The 21,924-nt window shown below is 65.3% G+C and carries 20 protein-coding genes; 11 read left to right on the forward strand and 9 right to left on the reverse strand.

Annotated features, from left to right (window positions below; translation table 11 throughout):
- Positions 1 to 75 precede the first annotated feature (75 nt).
- Positions 76 to 438, forward strand: coding sequence for an integration host factor subunit beta (gene ihfB / locus HW932_RS20440; RefSeq protein ID WP_176978311.1), 363 nt, complete (start codon positions 76 to 78; stop codon positions 436 to 438).
- A 132-nt stretch (positions 439 to 570) separates the two neighbouring features.
- On the opposite strand, the gene dmeF is transcribed toward ihfB, so the two are convergent.
- Positions 571 to 1,536 (reverse strand): CDF family Co(II)/Ni(II) efflux transporter DmeF, encoded by a 966-nt coding sequence (gene dmeF, locus HW932_RS20445; RefSeq protein ID WP_281358228.1) that lies wholly within the window; start codon positions 1,534 to 1,536, stop codon positions 571 to 573.
- A gap of 69 nt (positions 1,537 to 1,605) precedes the next feature.
- Between dmeF and HW932_RS20450 the strand changes: the two genes are divergently transcribed.
- Complete coding sequence (locus HW932_RS20450) at positions 1,606 to 1,881, forward strand: metal/formaldehyde-sensitive transcriptional repressor (protein ID WP_176978312.1); 276 nt, start codon at positions 1,606 to 1,608, stop codon at positions 1,879 to 1,881.
- 36 nt (positions 1,882 to 1,917) lie between these two features.
- Here HW932_RS20450 and phoR read toward each other — a convergent pair whose 3' ends face one another.
- Together phoR and phoB are read right to left on the reverse strand one after the other, a co-directional pair.
- Positions 1,918 to 3,321 carry a phosphate regulon sensor histidine kinase PhoR gene (gene phoR / locus HW932_RS20455; RefSeq protein WP_176978313.1) on the reverse strand — a complete coding sequence of 468 codons (1,404 nt, stop codon included), beginning with the start codon at positions 3,319 to 3,321 and terminating at the stop codon, positions 1,918 to 1,920.
- Positions 3,318 to 4,004, reverse strand: coding sequence for a phosphate regulon transcriptional regulator PhoB (gene phoB / locus HW932_RS20460; RefSeq protein WP_176978314.1), 687 nt, complete (start codon positions 4,002 to 4,004; stop codon positions 3,318 to 3,320). The genes phoR and phoB overlap by 4 nt, the downstream gene beginning before the upstream one ends.
- Positions 4,005 to 4,238: 234 nt before the next feature.
- Here phoB and HW932_RS20465 point away from each other — a divergent pair, with 234 nt between their 5' ends.
- Positions 4,239 to 4,805: an NUDIX hydrolase gene (locus HW932_RS20465; protein ID WP_176978315.1), complete on the forward strand. Its 567-nt coding sequence runs from the start codon at positions 4,239 to 4,241 to the stop codon at positions 4,803 to 4,805.
- A gap of 64 nt (positions 4,806 to 4,869) precedes the next feature.
- Here the strand turns inward: HW932_RS20465 and HW932_RS20470 are convergent, their stop codons facing one another.
- Both HW932_RS20470 and mutY read right to left on the reverse strand, forming a co-directional pair.
- On the reverse strand, positions 4,870 to 5,142 hold the full coding sequence (locus HW932_RS20470) for an oxidative damage protection protein (RefSeq protein WP_176978316.1): 273 nt from the start codon (positions 5,140 to 5,142) through the stop codon (positions 4,870 to 4,872).
- Positions 5,143 to 5,222: 80 nt separating this feature from the next.
- Positions 5,223 to 6,293 (reverse strand): A/G-specific adenine glycosylase, encoded by a 1,071-nt coding sequence (gene mutY, locus HW932_RS20475; RefSeq protein ID WP_176978317.1) that lies wholly within the window; start codon positions 6,291 to 6,293, stop codon positions 5,223 to 5,225.
- Between the two features lie 506 nt (positions 6,294 to 6,799).
- Here mutY and pilL2 point away from each other — a divergent pair.
- Genes pilL2 through HW932_RS20510 form a run of 8 tightly spaced genes read left to right on the forward strand, consistent with a single transcriptional unit; the run spans position 6,800 to position 12,775 of the window.
- The gene (pilL2, locus tag HW932_RS20480; RefSeq protein WP_176978318.1) at positions 6,800 to 7,393 is read left to right on the forward strand and encodes a PFGI-1 class ICE element type IV pilus protein PilL2; all 594 of its coding nucleotides are present in this window, start codon (positions 6,800 to 6,802) and stop codon (positions 7,391 to 7,393) included.
- Complete coding sequence (locus HW932_RS20485) at positions 7,390 to 8,046, forward strand: hypothetical protein (protein ID WP_176978319.1); 657 nt, start codon at positions 7,390 to 7,392, stop codon at positions 8,044 to 8,046. Before pilL2 ends, HW932_RS20485 begins: the two co-directional genes overlap by 4 nt.
- A gap of 2 nt (positions 8,047 to 8,048) precedes the next feature.
- On the forward strand, positions 8,049 to 8,774 hold the full coding sequence (locus HW932_RS20490) for a TIGR03759 family integrating conjugative element protein (protein ID WP_176978320.1): 726 nt from the start codon (positions 8,049 to 8,051) through the stop codon (positions 8,772 to 8,774).
- Positions 8,759 to 9,334: a lysozyme family protein gene (locus tag HW932_RS20495; protein ID WP_176978321.1), complete on the forward strand. Its 576-nt coding sequence runs from the start codon at positions 8,759 to 8,761 to the stop codon at positions 9,332 to 9,334. The genes HW932_RS20490 and HW932_RS20495 overlap by 16 nt, the downstream gene beginning before the upstream one ends.
- Positions 9,331 to 9,864 (forward strand): integrating conjugative element protein, encoded by a 534-nt coding sequence (locus HW932_RS20500; RefSeq protein WP_176978322.1) that lies wholly within the window; start codon positions 9,331 to 9,333, stop codon positions 9,862 to 9,864. Before HW932_RS20495 ends, HW932_RS20500 begins: the two co-directional genes overlap by 4 nt.
- Positions 9,865 to 9,872: 8 nt before the next feature.
- Positions 9,873 to 10,775, forward strand: coding sequence for a P-loop NTPase family protein (locus HW932_RS22220; RefSeq protein WP_425485135.1), 903 nt, complete (start codon positions 9,873 to 9,875; stop codon positions 10,773 to 10,775).
- A gap of 12 nt (positions 10,776 to 10,787) precedes the next feature.
- Positions 10,788 to 12,029 (forward strand): conjugative transfer system coupling protein TraD, encoded by a 1,242-nt coding sequence (gene traD, locus HW932_RS22225; protein ID WP_425485136.1) that lies wholly within the window; start codon positions 10,788 to 10,790, stop codon positions 12,027 to 12,029.
- Complete coding sequence (locus HW932_RS20510) at positions 12,026 to 12,775, forward strand: TIGR03747 family integrating conjugative element membrane protein (protein WP_176978323.1); 750 nt, start codon at positions 12,026 to 12,028, stop codon at positions 12,773 to 12,775. Before traD ends, HW932_RS20510 begins: the two co-directional genes overlap by 4 nt.
- Position 12,776: 1 nt before the next feature.
- Here HW932_RS20510 and HW932_RS20515 read toward each other — a convergent pair whose 3' ends face one another.
- The 4 genes from HW932_RS20515 to HW932_RS20530 all read right to left on the reverse strand — a co-directional run.
- Positions 12,777 to 14,162, reverse strand: coding sequence for a hypothetical protein (locus HW932_RS20515; RefSeq protein WP_176978324.1), 1,386 nt, complete (start codon positions 14,160 to 14,162; stop codon positions 12,777 to 12,779).
- A 145-nt stretch (positions 14,163 to 14,307) separates the two neighbouring features.
- Positions 14,308 to 15,564: a PD-(D/E)XK nuclease family protein gene (locus tag HW932_RS20520; RefSeq protein WP_176978325.1), complete on the reverse strand. Its 1,257-nt coding sequence runs from the start codon at positions 15,562 to 15,564 to the stop codon at positions 14,308 to 14,310.
- A gap of 9 nt (positions 15,565 to 15,573) precedes the next feature.
- The gene (locus HW932_RS20525) at positions 15,574 to 21,138 is read right to left on the reverse strand and encodes a DEAD/DEAH box helicase (protein ID WP_176978326.1); all 5,565 of its coding nucleotides are present in this window, start codon (positions 21,136 to 21,138) and stop codon (positions 15,574 to 15,576) included.
- 1 nt (position 21,139) lies between these two features.
- A partial coding sequence (locus HW932_RS20530) for a hypothetical protein (RefSeq protein WP_176978327.1) occupies positions 21,140 to 21,924 on the reverse strand: 785 nt, incomplete at its 5' end.

Raw genomic sequence — 21,924 nt, forward strand, 5'->3', positions numbered from 1 at the left:
GCCTCTACACCATGTGGTGGGGGGGGCCGCGCCGCCCCGGGGGGGCCCCCGATCGATTTTTCCAGGAGTCGCCCCATGACGAAATCGGAGCTGATCGACATTCTGGCCGCCGACCAGGACCATCTCCCTTATAAAGACGTCGAGGAGGCGGTCAGAAAGATCCTCGAACGCATGAGCACAGCGCTCGCTACCGGAGAACGGATCGAGATCCGGGGATTCGGCAGTTTCTCGCTGCACTACCGCCCGCCGCGCATCGGACGCAATCCCAAGACGGGTGAGTCGGTCGCCCTGGCCGCCAAATACGTCCCGCATTTCAAGCCAGGCAAGGAACTGCGCGATCGCGTCAATCTGGCGTTCCAGGGTTCGCGGTCGTCTGATTCCGCTGTTTCGTCCGATGACGATGATGAGCGGCGTGTTCCGATGTCGGCCCTCGGCTGAGGCCTCCTGAACACCAGATTCGGCACGGCCGTTCGTGTTGTCAACTCACGAAAGGAACGGCGTCCTGTGTCATCGGCTTGAAGTCGGCCAGTCAGGTGAGATGGGCGAGGGCGGTCGCAGTCTGGCCGACGATCAGGGTTTGGTCTGTATGACACTGCGGCCAGAGTGACGATTGACTTCCACGGTGATGTGGACCAGTTCCTCGTGAATGCTCAGCGCCTGCCGGACTACGTCCGGCTCCAGCGCCTCCGTCACCACCAGTGAAAGGAGGCAGGCGTACTTGTCCCGGCCGACCCGCCACACATGCAGATCGGCGATCGCGGCCTCGATCGGCAGCTCCGCTACCACCTCGCGGACTTCGGCCACCACGGGGCGATCCATCTCGGCGTCGATGAGCACCCGGCTGGTATCGCGCAACAGCCCATAGGCCCAGATCGACACCAGCGCGGCCCCAACGAGGCCCATGACCGGATCGAGCCAGGCCGCGCCCCACAGCTTGCCGCCGAACAGCGCCACGATGGCAAACAGCGAGGTCGCCGCGTCCGCCAGGACGTGCAGATAGGCGGCGCGCAGATTCAGGTCGTGATGGTGGTCATGGCGGCCATGTCCATCGTGATGATGATGGTGGTGGTGCCCATGTCCGTCCTTGAGTAGCCAGGCGCAGACCAGATTCACTACCAGACCCAGCACGGCGATGCCGATCGCCTGATCGTAGTGGATCGGCATGGGCGCCAGCAGTCGCTCGACGGAGTGGTACACCATGAATCCGGCGACGACCACCAGAAAGAGCGCACTGGTATAGCCGCCGAGGATCTCGATCTTCCAGGTGCCGAAGGCGAAGCGCGGATCCTGCGCGAACCGGCGCGCGGCCCAATAGGCCAGCACCGAGAGTCCGAGCGCGAACGCATGCGAACTCATGTGCCAGCCGTCGGCGAGCAGCGCCATGGAGTTGAAGAGCCAGCCGCCGGCGATCTCGGCGACCATCATGGTGGCTGTCAGCCACACCACCCAGCGCGTATTGCGCTCGGCGAGCGGATTGCCTTCGTCGAAGACGTGGGAGTGTTGCCAGCGTTCAAGCTCGGCGGTGTCTTGCATCATGGGCGACCTCGATGTTGATCATCGCCTATACTGTACCCCTGTACCCTAAATCACAGCAAGACGAACATCATGCCGCATACCGTCAAGGAGAAAAACGCCCTGCTCGCGCGCGTGCGCCGGATTCAGGGTCAGGCCGCCGCCCTGGAGCGCGCGCTCGAACAGGAGGGCGAGTGCTCGGCCGTGCTCCAGCAGATCGCCGCGATTCGCGGCGCTGTCAATGGACTGATGGCGCAGGTGCTGGAGGGGCATCTGCGCGACCACCTGCACGCGGAGGATCGCACGCCCGAGGAGCGGCGCGAGGATCTCGAACAGGTGGTCAGCGTCTTGCGGTCATACCTCAAGTGAGACAGGCCGGTTCCAGACGCCCCATGCCGATTTGGTCTACGACCGGTTCAGGTGCGCACTTTCCCTTATCTGAAGCTCATCGACCGGAATCGCGTCGCGATCGTCCCGGATCAGGGCGCGTTTGCCCGGAAAGCGGCAGACGAAGCGCGAGCCGCGTCCAAGCTCGCTGGTGATCCTGAGCCGTCCATCGTGCCGGTTGAGCACATGCTTGACGATGGCCAGACCCAGACCCGTTCCGCCCGATTCGCGCGAGCGCGCGCGGTCGACGCGATAGAAGCGCTCGGTCAGGCGCGGCAGGTGCTCGGGCGGAATGCCCGGACCGTCGTCGCTGACGCTGAACTCGACTCCATCGATCCCACGCTGCCAGACGACCTGGATGTGCGTGCCGTCGGGCGTGTGCTTGACGGCGTTGAAGACCAGGTTGGAGAAGGCGCTGCGCAGTTCGGGCGGACTGCCGAGCAGCAGCAGTGTTTCGTCGACCCGGCTCTCGAAATCATGCCGGCCATTGCTCAGCGCCTGCGCCTCCTGCAGGATCAGATGCAGCTCGTCAGGGACGTCCACGGATTCCTGCTCCTCGGAACTCTCGCGCATCTCCAGCCGCGAGAGCGTCAGCAGATCCTCGATGATCGAGCACATGCGATCGGTCTGGTTGCGCATCAGGGTCAGCGGACGTCGATGTTGGGCCGGGGTGCCGGGCGCGTCGAGCAGGGTCTCCAGGAAGCCGGCGATCACGGTCAGGGGCGTGCGCAACTCATGCGAGGCGTTGGCCACGAAGTCGCGCCGGATCATGTTGAGATGATAGATCTTGGTGATGTCGCGCCCGACCACCAGCCGTTGCTTCTTGCGCTCGCCGAAGGGCGTGATGCGCAGCGAGAGCATGATGGCGCGGTTGTGCTCGGGGGCGATGTCGAGCGGACGCATGTATTCGCCCGCCTCGATGAAGGGCAGGATCTCGGGCTGGGTCAGGATCTCGGTGAAGGGACGCCGGTCGTCCTCGGGCCAGCGGATGTTCATCAGCTTGGTCGCCGCCGGATTGGCCCATTCGACGCGATGCTGTTTGTCGAGGATGACCAGGGCGTCGGGCACCGCATTGGCCGCCTCGCGAAACCGCCGGCTGAAGCGGATCTGACGCTTGCGGCTCTTGCGCCCGCGTTGCTGATAACGTGCGATCCCGCGATAGACCTCGCCCCAGAGTCCGAGCGGGAAGGGCGGGGCGAGCCGATGCCGGCGCCGGATCAGGAGCGCGAGCCGGATCAACAGCCAGGGATGACGCAGCAGGGGCGGGAGCAGGATCCAGGGCCAGATCCAGGCCGGATCGACGCCGAATTCGGTGATGAGCAGGCCCAGCGCGACCGGCGCCAGCAGCAACCCGAGATCGAGCAGCAGGGCCCGTCCCAGATCGCCCCGCACCGACGCCAGCCGATAGCGCGCGCCGCTCAAGTCTTGTCCGAGAAACGATAGCCGACGCCGCGCACGGTTTGCAGCAGCCGGTCATGTCCGGTCGGCTCCAGCGCCTTGCGCAGACGACGCACATGCACGTCGACGGTGCGCTCTTCGACATAGACCTGATCGCCCCAGACCTGATCGAGCAGTTGCGAGCGGCTGAAGGCGCGGTCGGCATGGGTCATGAAGAAGTGCAGCAGCCGGTATTCGGTCGGCGCGACCTCGATCGGGCGGCCTTCGGCCGTGACCCGATGCCCGAGATTGTCCATCACCAGACCGCCGATCTCGATCTCGTCGGTGGCCTCGTCCGGTTTGGCGCGCCGCAGCACCGCCTTGACGCGCGCCACCATCTCGCGCGGTGAGAAGGGCTTGGCGATATAGTCGTCGGCGCCGGTGTCGAGTCCCTTGACCCGATCCTCTTCCTCGCCGCGCGCGCTGACCATGATGATCGGGATCGACTTGGTCTTGGGGCTCTGCTTGAGCTGCTGGGCCAGCTCCAGCCCGGAGCGTCCGGGCAGCATCCAGTCGAGCAGGATGAGATCCGGAGTCTCGGCGCTCAATAGCTTGCGCGCCTCGTCGGCGTGACCGGCCTCCATGACGCGGAAGTCCGAACTCTCGAGCGCGAACCGCATCACCTCGCGGATGTCTGGCTCGTCATCGATGACAAGAATGGTGGTCATGGGGAATGGACCTGAAGACTGAAATGGAACAGCACGGTCCGCGCTGTAACAGGACCGCTGAAAGACGGTCGATTTTATTGACGATCGATGACGGTTGCGTGACTGCATGGCCCGAACCGCCCTCGAATCGCGCCCCCGATCTTGTCGAATCCGCGCGGGGAGACTAGTGTAACCCCCTCACGACACGAGAGATGCCCCGCGACTCCGAATCGCGCGCATCGAGGAGACTCTGAAATGAGTGAAGGCGACATCCTGAAACGCGAACCGATCTATCAGGGCAAGGTCATCGACGTAGCCGTCGAGACAGTCGAACTCCCCGGCGGCAGTCAGGTCGACCTGGAGATGGTGCGCCATCCGGGCGGCGCGGCGGCCGTGGCGCTCGACGAGCAGGAGCGCGTCTGTCTGCTGCGTCAATTCCGTCACGCGGCCAGGGGCTGGATCTGGGAGCTGCCGGCGGGCCGACTCGATCCGGGCGAGACCCCGCTGTCGACCGCGCGCCGCGAGCTGGCCGAGGAGGCTGGCCTGCAGGCCGACGACTGGATCGATCTCGGTCCGATGTACAGCTCGCCCGGCATCTTCGACGAGGTCATCCATCTGTGGCTGGGGCGCGGTCTGACCGAACTGCCGCACGCCCACGAGCATGGCGAGGTGATCGAGATCCACTGGATGCCGCTGAGTCAGGCGCTCGACTGGTGCGACGACGGCACCATCACCGACGGCAAGACCCTGGTCGGACTCTATCGCGCCGGCGCCTATCTGCGCAGTCAGGCCGAGATGCTCTCGGAAGATCCGGGGTGTTGAAGACGTCTGTCGACTATCGGACCGGAAAATTCGCCTTGACGCGGCTGGTCCGGATCAGTCGCCCTCAGGCCGAGGGCGGCGTATAGCCGGACGGCGTCTCGGCCCCTTCGCCGAAGAAATAGCGCTCCATCTGTTCTTCGAGGAACCGGCGCGCCTTGGGATCCATCGGGCTGAGGCGATTTTCATTGATGAGCATGGTCTGATGGCGCAGCCAGTCCTGCCAGGCGGGTTTGGAGACCTGCTCGAAGATGCGCCGGCCCAGCTCGCCGGGGTATGTGGGGCGGTCGAGTCCCTCGGCCTCGCGGCCGAGTTTGATGCAGTGGACGGTACGGCTCATGGGCATCAGTTCCTCACTCAAGACAGCGTTCAGCACTCGGCGTCGAAACAGGCCAGGACCGACCGTGCCGGATTCGGGCTTCAGGCACGATTCAGATCGGCGAGGATCCGAGCGACAGGCGCGGGTAGCCCGAGTTCGCCAACCCGAACCAGTGGACTCCAGCACCAACCGACGCCGTCCTGAACCCGCGACGGATAGGCCTCAAGTTTGATTCGGGCCAGTTCGATTCTGAGATGATAGTGACTGAAGGTATGACGGCGCTCGGCGAGCCTTTCAACCCACTCGGGTCGAACGCCGAACCGATCCAGGCACCAATCGGCGATCGACGCGACGTCAGAGGCCGTGACATCGGTCTCGGGCAGACTCCAGAGTCCGCCCCAGATGCCGGTCGGCGGACGCCGTTCGAGCAGGATCTCGCCGGCCGGATCGAGGATGGCGAGTAGGGTGGTGGCGCGCGTCGGCAGTTCCTTGCGCGGACGCGGCGCCGGCAGCTCGCGTTGTCGTCCCTGGAGCTGAGCGACACAGCGCCCAGCGAGCGGGCAACGCGCACAATCCGGCCGCGCGCGGGTACAGAGCGTGGCCCCGAGATCCATCATTCCCTGATTGTAGGCGCCCGCGCGCACCCGAGGCGTACAGCGCTCGGCGAGCCGCCAGAGCTCGGCCAGCACCGCGCTCTGTCCCGGCCAGCCGTCGACGCCGAAGACGCGCGCCAGCACCCGCTTGACGTTGCCGTCGAGGATCGGATGACGCTGCCCGCACGCCAGCGACAGAATGGCCCCGGCCGTCGAGCGCCCGATGCCCGGCAGACTCTCGACCGCCGCGAAGTCCTCGGGAAAGACGCCGCCATGCCGCTCCCGGATCAGCACCGCCGCGCGATGCAGATTGCGTCCTCGCGCGTAGTAACCCAGCCCCGACCAATGCGCCAGCACGGCATCGAGTTCGGCTGCCGCCAGATCCGCAAGCGTCGGAAAGGACGCCATGAAGCGCTCGAAATAAGGGATGACCACGCTGACCTGCGTCTGTTGCAGCATGATCTCGGAGACCCAGACCCGATAGGGCGTGGGATCGTGCTGCCAGGGCAGGTCATGGCGACCGTGCCGGTCGAACCAGTCCAGCACGATGGATGCAAACTCCTCCGGTGACTGGGTCATGGTTGATCGCGAACGGGACGGTCGGGGAGGATCGGAAGCGCTCGGAGTTCAAGGATCCAAGCGAGAGCGGATTGGAGCGGGTGAAGGGAATCGAATCCGACTCCAAGGTTGTTGAGTCTAAATCGATTTTCCGAAACCCAAACCAGTCTCTGGACTGGCTGATGGACTAGTTTACCCTGCCAGCCGGAGCGTAGGCAACGAACTCATTCCAAGGCAAGCCATCGGCAGCCACGGACTGCCAATAAGCGTGATTGCATCCGTGGCCCCGTCGAATGGTCGTGCCATTCCGCGGCACGATTCCGTTTCAGCCTATCGGCATACCGATCAGGTCTGACCTCTTGGTGGCGTAACGCATTCGCTTCTCCCATTTACGTATCGTGTTCGGCTCCGCGCGTTGATTTCGTCATCAATGATGACAAATAAGGAGGCGGGAGAATCCGCATTTGTGACTGCCCCGCAGGGCGGGGCCTGTCATGGTGAGCGCATATCACTCACCGGAGTTCTCCATGCCTCCCGCTCGCATTCGGATTCTGTCTCATCTTGCCATTGTCTGTCTGCTGGCCGGTTTGTCGGCAGGCTGCGCGACAACGAATGGGAAACCCGATGGGACGGCCAGCGCCAACGTGGCGTCGGACCAGAACAAGCCGCCGGGCAATCCGGTGCCGGTCGTCAGGTACGGCCGCTACACCCTGGTGGAACTCGTTCCGGAAATACCGCAGCGCGACCTGATGCGGCAGGTCATCGACGTTACCATCCCGTCGGACGCGAACGCGTCGGTGGGCGACGCGATGCGGTATGTCCTGCTCCATTCCGGATATCGGCTGTGCGACGCCACGGCCGGGACCGGGGTGCTCTTCACCTCGCCGCTGCCGGCGGCGCACAGGCGTCTCGGGCCGCTGCTTCTGCGCGATGCCTTGCTGGTCCTGGCCGGCCCGGCCTGGGATCTCGCGGTTGACGACTCCAACCGGGAAGTCTGCCTTCACCATCGTCGGAGGCCCGTTGCCGGGGCATCCGAGGCGCCGTCCCCCGACGAGCCCCTGAAGCCGCTGCGGGCGGAGGATTCGGACTCGCCGGCGACATCCCATGGGGTGCTGCCATGAACGCCGAGGCATCCCTCTCGACACCGCGCCGCGCTTCCTGGACGCGCATCGCCGCCGCCTGGGCTGGCATCCTCAGCCTTGTGACAGCAGTGAACAGCGTGGGCCTGAGCAGGCTTTCCGACCGGGTACACGAGACGACGCGCACCGGGCAGATCGAACACATGACCGAGCACATGGCCACCCTCGAACAGAGGGTCGCCGCAGCAGAGCGCGGACTTGACGCGGTGAACCAGGCCAACCCGGGAGCGGATATCCAGAGCCTGCGGCAGCGCCTCGACGAGTTCGAAGCCGCGCAGGTCCACGTGGACCAGGCCGCCGAGTCGCGCGCGCTTCTGGAGCGCGTGCAGCGAATCGAGGCCAGGCTCGGCAGGCTCCGTTCGCCTGCGCCCACAGCCGCGCCTCGCCCTCGCCCAGCCCCGCCGGTCGAGACCACGCCACCCGAACCGCCGTTCGACGTCGTCGGCGTCGAATTGCGCGGCGGCGAACGATATCTCGCCATCTCGCCCAAGGGTGCCACCGACCTGCCACGGGTACGCCTGCTGCGCCAGGGCGACACCGAGGCCGGTTGGAAACTGGACGCCATCGAAGCCACCGGCGGCGTCTTCCGGATGGACGGGCGACTTCGGCGCATCCCGGTTCAGTTGGAGAAGTAACCATGGGCATGCGCTGCGGCCTCCTCGTCGCCCTGCTCGCCACCATCGGCACCGCCGGGTGGGCGCAACAGCAGGAGGACGTCCGCGACTCGCGGAACATCGCGAGTCAGGCGAGGGCCTCGACCGAGGCCCTGCTCGACGAGCGTTCCGCCCGCGACTGGGGCCTGAACGGCGAGGAGTGGACACGCTACCGGCGGATCATGCAGGGACCACTCGGCATCCACTCGCCCAACCTCGATCCGCTCACTGCACTGGGCATCGAGGCCCGCTCGGAAGAGGAGCGCAGGCGCTACGCCGAACTGCAGGTTCGGGTCGAGGCCCGCCGCGTCGAGAAGATGCTGGCCTACCAGCGGGCCTACGATGCGGCCTGGCAGCGCCTGTTTCCCGGCCAGCCGCGTGTGAGCCTGCCCGGCGCCAAGGCGCAGGGTGCCGGCAACACCGGCTCCGGGCGGCTGGCGGTCTTCGTCAAGGCGGAGTGCCCGGCATGCGACCAACGCGTGCGGCAGATGCAGGCCGCGGGGCTGGTGTTCGACCTCTACATGGTCGGCAGCCGCCAGGACGATGCCCGCATCCGCCAATGGGCGACCCGGGCCGGAATCGATCCCGCCCGGGTGCGGGCACGCACGATCACGCTCAATCACGATGCCGGGCGCTGGCTGTCTCTTGGCTTGCCCGGCGACCTGCCGGCCGTGGTGCGCGAGGTGAACGGCCAATGGCAGCGGCAATAGCCGCGCGGGCAGCGCTGGTGCTCATGCTGGGCGTCCAGGCCACGAGCGTACCTGCCCGGGAAGTGCCGCCGCCGGCCTACCAGATCGCCGCACATCAAGCGGGCGTGCCGTCGCCGGTCCTGTACGCCGTGGCCCTGCAGGAGAGCGGCGCCATGCTGCGCGGGCGCCTGATCCCCTGGCCGTGGACGCTCAACGTCGCCGGCACGCCACAGCGATACGCCACCCGCGCCAAAGCCTGTGCGGGGCTGCACCGGGCGCTCGCCCACACGCCGGCCAATCGCATCGACGCCGGCCTCGGCCAGATCAATCTCGGCTACCACGCGCATCGCTACACGCAGCCCTGCGAACTGCTGGACCCGTACCGCAACCTCGCCATCGCCGCGGAAATCCTGCGCGAACAGCACACGCCGGGCGAGGACTGGCTGCTTGCCATCGGCCGCTACCACCGGCCCGCCGGCGGGGCACCAGCGGCGCGCTACCGGCGCAGTGTGCACCGGCACCTGACCCGCGTGCTCGACCCCGGCGTTCCCGTTCCAACCCTCCAGGTCACCACGCCATGAACCACATCGTCCTCATCGCCGCCATCGGGCTGCTGTCCACGACCGCCGTCTTCGCCCAGACCGTCTCCGCGCCGCTGATCGTCGTCGAAGACCGCGGCGGCACCTCCGCGCTGCCGTACTACCAGTCCCTGAATCCCCGGCCGGATCAGGCCGCACCGCCGGCCTCGATGCCGGCCCCTCGCGTGGGCAATTCGGCCGACGCCGAAGCCGCCATGCTGCCGGTGCGCTCGACGCAACTGTCGCCGGGCGAGGTGCAGCGCCGCGTCATCCGGGCGCCGGGCCTGACGGCGCTGTTCCTGATCGGCGACGACGAGCGTTCGCGCGCCTGGCTGCGGCAGCGGCAGGCGACACTGCGCGAGCTGCAGGCCGTGGGCCTGGTGATCAACGTGGAGTCGATGGCCGCGCTGACGGCGCTGCGCAGGCTGGCTCCCGGCCTGACCCTCTCGCCGGCCTCCGGCGATGACCTGACCCAGCGCCTTGGCCTGCGCCACTACCCGGCGCTCATCACGTCCACCGGCATCGAGCCGTAGGTGCTCAAATGGCCCAACCGCATGCGGTCGAGGTTCTGCTGCGGCCAGCGGTGGAGCTTTATACCGTGGCGGTCTGCACCGGCGCCGCGATTCTGTGCCTGGTGGCACCGTGGTCACTCGCACTGAACCCGCTGCTCGGCCTGGGCTCGGCGCTGGCCTTCCTGACCTTCGGCGCGATTCGCCTGCGCGATGCCTGGGTGATCCTGCGCTATCGCCGCAACATCCGCCGCCTGCCGCACTACGTGATGACCAGCCGCGACGTGCCGGTGAGTCAGCAACGGCTGTTCGTCGGCCGGGGCTTTCGCTGGGAGCAGCGACACACGCACCGGCTGATGCAGACCTACCGGCCGGAGTTCCGCCGCTATGTCGAGCCGACGGCGATCTACCGGGCCGCCCGGCGGCTGGAGGAGCAGCTTGAGTTCGCGCCGTTTCCCGTCTCGACGCTGGCGCGCGCGCTGGCCTGGGACAGCCCGCTCAACCCGGCGCGACCGCTGCCGCCGGTCGGCGGAATGCCGCGCCTGCATGGCATCGAGCCGCACGAGGTCGACGTCACCCTGCCGCTGGGCGAGCGCGTCGGCCACACCCTGGTGCTGGGCACCACGCGCGTGGGCAAGACGCGGCTGGCCGAGTTGTTCATCACCCAGGACATCCGCCGCAAGGTCTGCGGCGAGCACGAGGTGGTGATCGTCTTCGACCCCAAGGGCGATGCGGACCTGTTGAAGCGCATGTACGTCGAGGCCAAGCGCGCCGGGCGCGAAGGCGAGTTCTACGTCTTCCATCTGGGCTGGCCGGACATCTCGGCGCGCTACAACGCCGTGGGCCGGTTCGGGCGGATCTCCGAGGTGGCCACGCGCATCGCCGGACAGCTCTCGGGCGAAGGCAACAGCGCCGCGTTCCGCGAGTTCGCCTGACGCTTCGTCAACATCATCGCGCGTGCCTTGGTCGAACTGGGGCAGCGGCCGGACTACCTGCTGATCCAGCGCCACGTCATCAACATCGACGCGCTGTTCATCGAGTACGCCCAGCACTACTTCGCCAGGAACGAGCCGAAGGCCTGGGAGGTCATCGTCCAGTTCGAAGCGAAGCTGAACGACAAGAACATCCCGCGCAACATGATCGGGCGCGAGAAGCGCGTGGTGGCCCTCGAACAGTACCTGTCCCAGGTGCGCATCTATGACCCGGTGCTCGACGGCCTGCGCAGCGCCGTGCGCTACGACCGGACGTACTTCGACAAGATCGTCGCTTCGCTGCTGCCGCTGCTGGAGAAGCTCACCACCGGCAAGATCGCGCAACTACTCGCACCGAACTATTCCGACCTGTCCGACCCGCGGCCGATCTTCGACTGGATGCAGGTCATCCGCAAACGTGCGGTGGTCTACGTGGGGCTGGATGCGCTGTCCGACGCCGAAGTCGCGGCGGCGGTGGGCAACTCGATGTTCAGCGATCTGGTCTCGGTCGCCGGGCACATCTACAAGTTCGGCATCGACGACGGGCTGCCCGGCGCCGCGGTGAGCGCCAAGATTCCGATCAACGTCCATGCCGACGAATTCAATGAACTCATGGGCGACGAGTTCATTCCGATGGTCAACAAGGGCGGCGGTGCCGGCGTGCAGGTGACGGCCTACACGCAGACCTTGAGCGACATCGAGGCCCGCATCGGCAACCGTGCCAAGGCCGGCCAGGTGGTCGGGAACTTCAACAATCTGTTCATGCTGCGCGTGCGCGAGACGGCCACCGCCGAGTTGCTGACGCGGCAACTGCCCAAGGTCGAGGTGTACGCCACCGCACTGATGAGCGGCGCCACCGACAGCTCAGACCCGCACGGCAATACCGCCTTCACGTCCAACACCCTGGACCGCATCAGCACGACCAGCGTGCCATTGATCGAGCCCGCGCATGTCGTGGCGCTGCCCAAGGGGCAATGCTTCGCGCTGATCGAGGGCGGCAACCTCTGGAAAGTCCGCATGCCGCTGCCGGCACCCGACCCCGACGAAGCCATGCCGAAGGATCTGCAGGAGCTGGCCGGCTACATGCGGCAGCACTACGTCGAGGCAGGAGACTGGTGGGAGAACCAAGGCATCCCCGGCCTGCAGGACAAGGCGCTGCCCGACGACCTGCTGGACGACTTCAAGCAGATGGCCGCCGCTGAAGAAGCCGAAGCATGAGCGATCCGGCCGTCGCGGCCCAGCGCCAGCAGCAACGACAGCAGGGGCTGATCGCCGGCCTGGTCACGCTGCCGTTCCGCTTCTTCGGCGTGCTGTGCGGCGCGCTGCTGCTGTGCATCCTGATCGAATGCGTCGGCATGCACTTCTTCTGGCCCGAGCAGGGCTGGCGCCACGCGCAGGGCATGCTGCACTACGAGTTGGATCAGCTCTCCACGCATTTCACGCGCAGCGCGCTGGTGCAGGAGCCGGGGCGCACCGCGCACCGGCTGGTCGAGCAGGGCTACGACTGGCTGTTCGTGAAAAGCGGCCTACTGGACTGGATACGCGACGCCTCGGCGCAAGCCAGCGCCGGCAGCCATCGCCCGACCAAGGATTTCCGCTACTACATCGGCTTGGTCTACGTGAACGTGGAGAGCTACCTGATCGCGGCGGCCTACACGACGCTGGTCTTCCTCGTGCGGCTGCTGGTGCTGTGCCTGACCCTGCCGCTGTTCCTGATGGCCGCCTTCGTCGGCCTCGTGGACGGGCTGGTGCGCCGGGACATCCGCCGCTTCGGTGCGGGCCGCGAATCGGGGTTCATCTATCACCGCGCCAGGGCCAGCCTGATCCCGCTGGCCGTGCTGCCGTGGGTGACTTACTTGGCACTGCCGGTCAGCGTGAACCCGCTGTTGATCCTGCTGCCCAGCGCGGTGCTGTTGGGGGTGGTGGTGTGCATTGCGGCGGCGACGTTCAAGAAGTATATGTAGATCACTCCGGCTGCCAGGCGCAATCTGCCCAGTGCGCTTCGTAGCGTTTCGCAAAGTCTTTCATCTCCCGGATGTTGACGGCAGGTTCGCGGCAGGCCCGGGCGCAGGTAGAAACGACATCCCGGTAGAACTCCGGAGCGACAGTCCTGATGCCGTCATAATTCATAAGCAAGTCCGGAAGACGCTCCGTGATATTTGCTCCGCGAGGTGCCATCACAATGCTCGGTGGCTCTCCATACGTATTGATCAACACGTATCGCCAGCTTGGGTCTGCGGCTCCCTGGCGAGGGACAATCTCACAGGGACGTGCGTCTCCGCCTTTGGAAATGGTTTCGTAGACCTCCTTGATGGCCTGGGGCTTGTGGGCCACCAGGACATAAGGCCCGGCCCCTACATAACTACCCATGCGTTCGTCGTATTCGATGCCGAGCAAGTCTTCCAGGTCAAAGCGTGCATGTCGGTCCAGGGGAGCCTTTCCCGAGGTGAACCATTGAAGTTCCCGCAGGGTGATCCCTGCACACTTGGCAACGTCTGCAGGCGAATTGGGCCAGCACGCCACGAGGTTCTTGGCGATTTCGGCTGCGTTGTCATAGTCACTGTCGGCCCAGAAATCATCATCCTCAACGATGTCCTTCGGTGCCTTCTCACCTGTCACCAGCCAAGTCCTGCCATCGAACCTGTCGAGGTTGAAATAACGGGGCTGATCGGGCGGCAGAGAGGTCTCCCAGGACGACATCCATGGACCGGGTTCCCAGTCGAGCCCACCTGTCATTGTTGGCACCGGTACTTGCGCCGGTAAGGCCAGCCACTGCTGGATTCTGTCCTCGACCTCGCGGCTGTTCACACCTCTGTGACCATCCCTGACACGAAAATCGTGGTCATTTTGAGCGTCCCGGCAAAGGGCCTGGATGGACCCGGTAAGAGACTGGTCTTTTCCGTCGTGCTTCCTCAGCAGCCACCGGCTGGAGTCCTGGGCTGAGCGCAGGGAAGCCGGAAGGGATTTCTCCTTGGCATCGGCGACCTCGACCTGGACTCCGATTTCCGCCATATCCCGTGCCAGTTCAGGGCTGGCTGTCGCGAGGTGGCGGTTGATCCGCAGAATGTCCGGTCGGCCACGCAAGCCCTCGGCGTTACGCCACGCATCCAAAAGAACATCCCGGAAGGCCCTGGGCTGATCGACCGGGGTAAAGGTCATCCACCGAATGGGCAACCCGGCAACGGTCAATCCATAGAGTATGAGGGGGCTGAGCCAGTACCGCTCGGCGTCCTTGACCTTGATCGGGTCCCGCACTGATACAACGCCATGCTCCGGATGGTGGAAAAGGAACTTGGCTATCGCAACGTAGAAATGATGCTCTCTTGGTGATGGCTGCGTCTGCTGATTCATGCCCCCCTCCTGGGGAAATGCGAGCTTTCCCCTAGAATTATCGTAGGCTCCCCGCTCTGCCAACAACCGGGCCAACAGCAGGGCGTGAGATAGCTCGGATCAATGATCTGGATTTCCTGAGCCAACCGTTATCTTTCCCGTTCAGTCAACACCCCAGAAGTTCATTTTGATCGCCAAGCGGTTCGTAGTATGCCTCGCTGAGCACACCAAGCGTGACGATGGCGGGAGCAGCATCGTCTTCTGAGTCATGGGCAAGCGCGCCGTCGAGCACGCGCACCCGGGTGCCCTCCTTGAACTCGTCGTGCTGTTGGAGCCGCAGCAGTGCGGGCGTCTTCGCTGGTAGATCACGCGCGCGCACGACTACAGCGTCCCAACTCGTCGGGCCGTGACGCCCGGTGATCTTCAACTCGACATCGCCGAAGCGTCCGTCATCCGAGACCACCTGCGTGGCACCGGTCCAATACGCGTCGCAGAGTTGGCGCACCCCGCAATAACGACACGTCTCGGTGTTCGGGTGTGCCGAAGGAGGATGCGCGGCCAACGCAGCTTCCGCTCCTTGCCGGCGCGCGAGGAGTTCACGACCGAACCCATCAATCTCCGACGCGCTCGGCGGTGCGACGTCGACATCCTGGTGCTCGTACGCGAGCACGAGCCGATCCACTACGCGCCCCGACGGGTTCAGTTCGTCGTCGAGCCGCCACATCACGGCGTACGCGCGGACCTGAAACTTGTGCGCCTCGTCAGTCGCGCCGGTCTTGAAGTCGGTGATCTCGCACGCGTTGTCGCCGAGAACAAGGAGATCGATCTTCCCCTTCCACCCGATGCTCTTCGCGTGGACCTCTACCTCGGGGTAGATCCCGTTCACGAGCGGGAGCCGTGGCGGTGGTCCGCCCGACTTCGGCGCTGACGCGGCAGGTGCTGGCGGAGCACTATTCGGCAACCGAAGTCGACTCAGCATCGACTGTACGCGCGCTCGAAGCGTCGGCACTTGGCCGCGCAGGGCCCGCTGTGCGTGCTCCATCAACGCGCCTGCGCGCGGGTTGTCGATATAGCGTTTGAGGATGCGCTCGACGCACTCCTCCACGAAGCGCGTGTATCCGCCGAGTTCCCGCAGCACCTGCGGCGCGCTCGGGTCGCTCAGCGAAGGCACGCCCGCTCGCATAAGCTGCTTCATGATGATCTCGAGCGCCAAGTGGACGACGCTGCCCGCCAGCGCAGAGACTTGGAGCTTCGGCGGGTAGCCTTGCCCGCCCCAAAGCTCCGGATACTCGGCAGAGCTGAGCGCCCAGCGCCGTGGGCACTCCTCGATCTCCGCGTACGTCGACACGCTCATCTCGGCCGGTGGAGCGGGCCACGTTGCCGGTGTGACGACGCGCCAGTGCGTCTTCTCGTTCGTGCTCACCGGGACTCCTCAGCCGAGCTTTTCGATGAGCTTCTGCGTGGCAAACGGGAGGTTGCGCCGCACGACCAATTCATCCTCGAGGTGGACGGTCAGCGACGTCGCGTACTCCATGATGTCCTTGAGGTCCGCGTCCGTCGGTTCGTTCGGCGTCAGCGGACCATGCAGCCCAATGGCGAACTGCGTGCCGCTCGCGTTCGTCACGAGGATAGGCGCAATGACGTCGCCGAGGCCCGCGACCGAGATCTTCTTGTCGCGCTCGAGTGTGAGCCCTTCGATGTCCTGCCGATCGAGGTCCTCGAACAGGAGGTTGGTCGAGTGCGCGACGCGATCCGGGCTCAGCGTCGGGGCCGAGTTGTTGAGGATGAACCGCAGCAAACTCGCCCCGAGATGGCGGTCGAGGAGGTCGTGCTCGAACTTGTTCTTGTAGCTGCGAAGGCAGCGGTAGCAGGAACGGTCACAGTTGTCCGGGCACACCTCAAGAAGCTTGAGCGCGTCCTCGAAGATCGGGAGCCCGATATCCCCAACGCGCTTCGCGAAGCCGGCGCCGCCGGGCAGTGTGTCGTAGATGTAGATCTCCGACTCAAGCCCCGCGCGGCCCTCTGGCGTGAGCGCTGGGCGGTACTCGGCTTGAAGTTCGTTCGCCTCCAACTCAAGCCGCGCGCACGCTGCCTTGGTCACCGCCTCGCAGATCGTGCGCAGCGCGACGTCGGTCGCGAGCACGCCGGGCACGAGCGTGATAGGCGCGTCGACGCGGATCGCGACGAGCAAGACGTCAGTGATGAAGTCCGTACCGAGGACCAAGCCCTTCGTCGCGCCTCCTCCGGGGCACATCGGCTCCTTGATGTCCGGATACGGTTTTCGGTGCGCCGCCGCGACGGTGCCCTTTGGGTTCGCAGTGGGCTCGATGAGCCCGCACTTGGTGCAGTACGTGTAGCCCTCCTCCCGCGGACCTCGGTTCGTTACGAGCAGGTGCTGCCGCGTGTGGTGGACCCGGAGGCGCTCGTTTAATTGCTTCCACTTCGAGGCGTCCGCGGGGGTCGGCGCCGTCAACTTCGCGCGGGTTGCGTAGCTCTTCGCGGGCATGTCGTCGGGCGAGGTGCCCTCCGGCTTGCCCACAGGGTGCGCGAAGCCAGGCGGGCGGAGCCACTGCGTGGCAGGGCCAAAGGTACCCACGCCACCGCACGCCTCGCAGTCCTTGGTCTCGCCACGCGAGCCATCCTCGAAGGTCGTGGTCTTCGCATAGTGGCACAAACTGCACTCGTAGTAGAGCCGCCGTCCCAGCCAGGCGCGGTATCGGTCATCGCGCATCGGCGAGTAGATTGCCTCGGAGGTCCAGAGCTTGTTGCCGATCCAGACCTCCTTGCCGGGCGCGTACTGCGAGAGCGCGATGGTGAGGCCCTGTGAAGGCGTGAACTGAAAAGCGGGCCGATACATCGTCGAGTTGACGGGGTCGAACACGTGGAACGTGGCGACGTCGGTCGGGAACGCGTAGCGAGGGAGAACACCCCGGTAGAGAAGCCGGTCGAGCAGGTTTTCGGAGGCTGGGTCACGCCCCGGCTTCTCCTCGCCCGCCTCATCAGGCGCCTCGAGCGCGGTGTCTGCGCTCGCAGCCGTAGACGCGTCCTCTGCGGCGCCGGGAGCGGGCGCGGCTGCCGGCGCAGACGCTGCCGCGCTTGCCGGAGGCTCGAACTCGATCGCCGCGTCGATCGGCTGCATCGTTTTTGGCACAAGTTCGTCGAGGAGGCGCTTCCGTTCTGCAGCCGAGAACTGCTGCGGGAGCCAAGCGTCGACCTCAGCGCGCAGGCTCTCCTCGTTCGCCTCGAGCCACTTCTTCAGGTCCCATCGGTTGAGCACCTTCGCGGACTTCTTGAAGTCAGCCACGGTGCCGAGCACCGCGAAGAGGTGCGGCTGCTCCTCAGGGTTGATGGTGGGCAGTTTGTCCTGGTGGTAGCGCTGCAGCAGGTATGCGGTGACGTGCCGTCGGATGATCTCGGCGTTGTCGAGCGTGAGGAGCGGATCGTCGACTGCGCCGCGGATCATCTGGTCGGGGTTCGAGAAGTAGTGCTCGTCATGGCTGTCCGCGCTGCCGAAGGCCGTGACGGTCGCAACGGCGTTCCCTCGACGACCGGCGCGACCCGCGCGCTGCTGGTAGTTCGCGCGCGCCGGCGGCATGTTCCGCAGCGACACACCCGAGAGCGATCCAATGTCGATACCGACCTCCATCGTCGTCGTACAGGAGAGCACGTCGATGGCCGGCCGATCATGGCCGGTCCCGTCGTTGCCGAGGTCCACGTCTTGGAAGAGCAACTCGTGCTCCTCCGCCTTCGAGAAGACCTCGTCGGCCTGCGCAGTGTTGAGCTGGGCGGTGTGCTCCGCGGCGATGAGCGCCATCGGCGGCGACGGCGGGACCTTCAGGGCATCGACGGTGCTCGCGCGGTAGTAGCCCTTACGCGCGACGAAGACCTTGTCGGTGTTCGGATCGATTGCCGTCGCGGTGGGCTGGCCGCAGTTCACGCAGGTCGTGCGCCCGGGGAACGGGCGCTGCGCCGTCTTGCACGACTGACAGTACGCCCATGGACCGCCGACGTAGAGCGAGAGTTCGCTGCCCTTCAGGTAGAACTTGTTCGGCGCGACCTGCTCTCCGAAGCGCTGAAGCAGCTTGGGTAGCCACTCCTTGTTGAAGAACGTTCGCGCGGGCTTGTCCGCGATGAGCCGGTCCATCTCGTCGAACTTGCCCGAGCGCGCCTGGTACTGCCGGCTCGAGTTGCGCCACGCGGGCGGCATCTGGCTCATCCACAGGCCGGCGCGGCCCCAGCACCGCATCCATGAGCGCGCGGTTGCCAGCTTCTGCTCTGGCGTGGTCGCGAAGCCAGGGATGTCCGGCAGCGCCTCGACCCATGTCGTGTGGTCGCCGCGCTCCCGGAGCGACGCGATCGCGAGCGCTTCGAGGCCGTAGTATCGGTCGCCCAGTGAGTTCACGATCGCGCGCAGCAACGACTCCGGTGGTCGCGATGCGCGCAACTTGCCCCAGAGCGGCATCAACGCCGCAGGGTTCGTCAGCGCCCCGCTCTTGATGGCGGCGTCCACGTCGAGTTCGTCCTGGAAGCTCTCGCCCGCCTTTAGCTCTGGCCGGAGCCTTACGCCCAACTCCTTCGCTGCGATGAGCACGCCGAAGTACAGGTCGTCGAGCGAGAGGTACGGGGCGATCGCGGCCGTATTCGACAGCCGCTCGTAGCCCGCGACGATGAGGGGGCGGATCGCGTCCTGCGTCGAGTAGGTCTGCAGGTTCGGTGCGAGGCGCGCCGCCGTCTGTCGCGAGTCAGAGAAGATGAGGACCTTGCGCCCGCGCAGCGGCGCGAGGCGGGTCGCGGGCACTGGGCTCGGGGGCTGCACTTGGATCTGCTTCGCGATGAGCGCTTGGAATGGCTGGTCGCCCTTAGTCTGGTGATCCTGGACGGACGTGCGCCCAAACGCCGCGCGCTCTCCGCATACGGCGCAGGGCCGGAACTCGCCCGGGTTCGCATCCTGCGGCTCATCGTCCGTCACGGGCTGGGTCCGCCCCGCTCGGATGTAGACCTTCCTATTCCGTGTTCCGAGCTTCTGCGGGTTCAGCCGGCCAGTGATCAGGTCATACTCAGCGGGTTCCGCCAAGTCATTGAAGACGGGCTTCTCGAGGAGAATGTCGAGCGGAGATATCTCATCGACGAATCCAGCCAACGTTCGAAACGCGCCACCGGGCTCCGCCCAGAGAAAGTCCGGGTTATCGACATTGTTGGTGTACGCGCGAGCGTGCGCGGTCCCGCAGTTCCGGCATGTGAACAGTTCCAGCACTCGGGCCCCGCAGTCACACGTGTCGCGCGGTTGGCTGTAGAGTTTGCCCGCAGGGCCTCCACGCTGAGCCACCGGGAGGCTGGTGCAGTTCGGGTCCATGCAGACCCAGAGGCCCGCGAGACCACGGTAGAACGAGTGGACGCGACACGGCAGCAGGCCTGGCTCCGTCGGGTCCCTGCGCGCCACGCTGCCCAGCGCGATGAGGTTTGTCACCGCTCGAGCGGCGACGTCTGCCGCGACGCCCGCCTCGAAGAGCCTAGCGCCTAGTTCGTCGACCGGCTGCGCCTCCTTCATTGTCGAGTTGACAAGCCTCGACATCGGACCGAACGACTCTAAGGCCTTGTACAGTGAGGGCTGTAAGTCCCACGGCGGCGCAATCCCACGATACTTGAGGAAGCTCTCGATCACCTTGACGCGGTCAGGATCGTTGGTGGCCTCGTAGAAGTCGTTGAGGTCAAATGCATCAAGGGCAGTGGCGTCCGCAGCCGTCCCCTTCGCGGCGCCGGGCCGCTCGAGGAGGTCACCCTGCACCTTGTGGAAGTCGGCGGGATCCTTGCCGGTGAGCTGCGCGCCGAAGTCGACGGCGTAGTCCGCGTCCTTGAAACTGGCGCTCGTGCAGATCACCTGAAGGCGCTCTGGCGGGATGCCGAGCCGTGTGCGCAGGCGCCGGATGAGCAGCGCCACCTCGGCGCCCTGCGCACCTCGATAGAGGTGGGCCTCATCGATGACAAGGAGGAAGCGTTCGTCAGGGTTCTTCTCCAGCCATTCGCGCGTGCGATCGAAGATAGGCCGCTCGAGCGGGCGCATCAGCATGTACTCGAGCATCGAGTAGTTCGTGACGAGCACATCGGGCGGCGCTGCGTGGACCTCGTGGCGCGTGACGAGTTCAGGGTCCTCCGGGAGGGTGATGCAGCGCTTAAAGTCGCCGTTCTTGTCGAGCCAGCGACCCTTGCCGTACCACGCCGCGAGATCAGGCTTCGCTGGCCACTTGCCGCGCTCCTTCAGTTCGTCCACGAGGTGCGTGGCCGCCGCTTGCTCCGGAGACGGAGGGCCCGAAGCGACCTCAAGAGCCTTCACGTAGTACTTCCCGATCGGCTTCAGGCGGTCTTGGTCTTTGTCCTTGTCACGAACGCCGGGGTACAGCGTGCGACTGGTGTAGCGCGCGAAGCAGGCGGGGCGCCCGGACCAGCCGACGAAGCGCTGGACGATGCGCGGATCGCCCAGCAGCAGCCGGAGGCGTCCGAGTTGATCGTTGACGAGTGCGTTCATCGGATAGAGCACCATCGCGCGCACGGCGCTAGTCTCGCCGAACTCCTTACCCTTGGCCTTGGCTTCGGTGGCGAGTTTGCCGAGGATTGGCAAGAGGAAGCACTCGGTCTTTCCCGAGCCGGTGCCGGTCATCACCACGAGGCTGTGCCCTTCGACGAGTGAAAGCTGTGTCGAGAGTGCTTGGTGCTGGTAGGGCGGGTTGTGGATCAGCAGCCCGAGATCGCCCTGAGGCGCCGAGACCGACGTAAAGATGTCGAGCGCCGCTGCCGGAAGGCCGAGTTCTGCGAACTTCTTTCCCGGCTTGTAGCGTGGTGTGCTCTCTAGGTACGGGCGCTGGTGGATGACGCCGATCTGGTCAAGAAGCGCGCTGCGCTGAACGACAAGCGTCGGATGGCTCACATGGTACGTGGCCTCGATGTAGTCGCGCAGAGCGCGGTGGAGTTGCTGGGTCGTCTCGCCAATGGTCAGCGCCATATCATCCTCTTTCTCTCAAACATGTTCCCGCGGTTGGATCTTTCGATTTCATCGCCGCCATGGCACTACGCCGCATGAACTCTTCGTCAAGCGCTTGCCAGTACGGTTCGTACAGTTTGAGCAGTTCTGTCGGGCGCATAACCGCCAACCCAAAGGCATCGAGTTCAATGCGGTGCTTCCAAAATGTTCGCCGGTCTGTTGTCAAAAAGACCGGGACGTTCGCGATCAAGGCCTCAGCGGCAACCATCCTGTCACCCTCATCCGGAAGAAATGACAGCGGGCCTGTTGCGGAATGGATCTCGTCCATAGACGTCACGCCTAACCCACGGAGCAGCAGCGGCGACACCCGAATGCGTCGACGAGCGAACAACAGTCCCTTCGCGATACCAGGATAGACTTCGTCGGACCAGTCATCATGGTGGCCACGAAAGAAGCCAAGCAGCGATAAGAGCCTCATGCCTTTGACTCCATCGGCGAGACTCGCTTCCCCTTGGGCAGCCCGGGAAACCAGCCAGGGATAGCCAGAACGATCCTCGAATTCCTTGTACAGAATGCCGAGGTCTATGAGGTCGTTCGCTAATTCACCGCCATACCTCTCCGTGAGGTCGGCGACTGCTTCGTCATCCCACGTAATGGAACCCTCCGACGCAATCCGGCGGTCGACCCAGTCAAGATTCTGTAGAACGCATGTGTCAAGCAGTTGGGGTTCGGGTGGACAGAGTTCCTGCTCGATGATCTCGATACGGCGCGCGGCATCGACTTCTTGCTCAAGCCTCACTTTAAGCG

The organism is Allochromatium humboldtianum (assembly GCF_013385175.1).
Lineage (GTDB): Bacteria > Pseudomonadota > Gammaproteobacteria > Chromatiales > Chromatiaceae > Thermochromatium > Thermochromatium humboldtianum.